We start from the raw sequence: 619 nt of genomic DNA on the forward strand, positions 1-619 counted from the left end.
TTGTTCTCCACTTTCTGGACGCTGCCGTTGCTGGCGGCATCCCCCATGAGCCGTTTCAGTACCAGCCCGATTCTGGATTTACCCTCGCCGCCCTTGCCAACGATGAGCATCATCTTTTGGCCTTTGGTGCTGGGGATCAGGCAATAGCCCAGATATTCCTGCAAGGTGGGGATGTCGGCATCGTCCAGCAGCTCGTGCAGAAAGGTCAGCCAGCGGTCAGGGCTGGGTGCTTTCGGGTCGTACTTCACAGGCAGGCGGTTCTGGCAGAACAGGCGGCTCTCCTGAAAAGAGCCGTCCGGCAGATGGTACACGCCGTTCTGGAGGTGGATGCAGTCCTGCTCGATGGGAAAGGGGTCGGAAAAGGCCAGCAGCTTGATGGTCTCCAGAATGTTGGTGACCTTTTTGGACAGGCCGGAGGTGACATATTCCTCGATGTTCTCCAAGATGCGCTGCTTGATCTCGCTTTCGTCTTCTACCGGGCCGTCCAGCGTGTACAGTGTACCGTTGACGCATTTCAGCGGCCACTGTTCCAGAAAGGCGCGTCCAAACTGGACTTCATCGATCTTCTTGCCGTTGTACCAGTCCGGCCATAAGGGATTGCGGGAAATGTTTTTCTTCA

General features: G+C 56.4%; 1 pseudogene. It reads right to left on the reverse strand.

From position 1 onward, the window contains the following. A pseudogene (locus tag DXB44_RS08910) lies at positions 1-619 on the reverse strand (DNA primase); the annotation flags it as partial.

Source organism: Faecalibacterium sp. OM04-11BH (genome assembly GCF_003482185.1).
GTDB lineage: Bacteria > Bacillota > Clostridia > Oscillospirales > Ruminococcaceae > Faecalibacterium > Faecalibacterium tardum.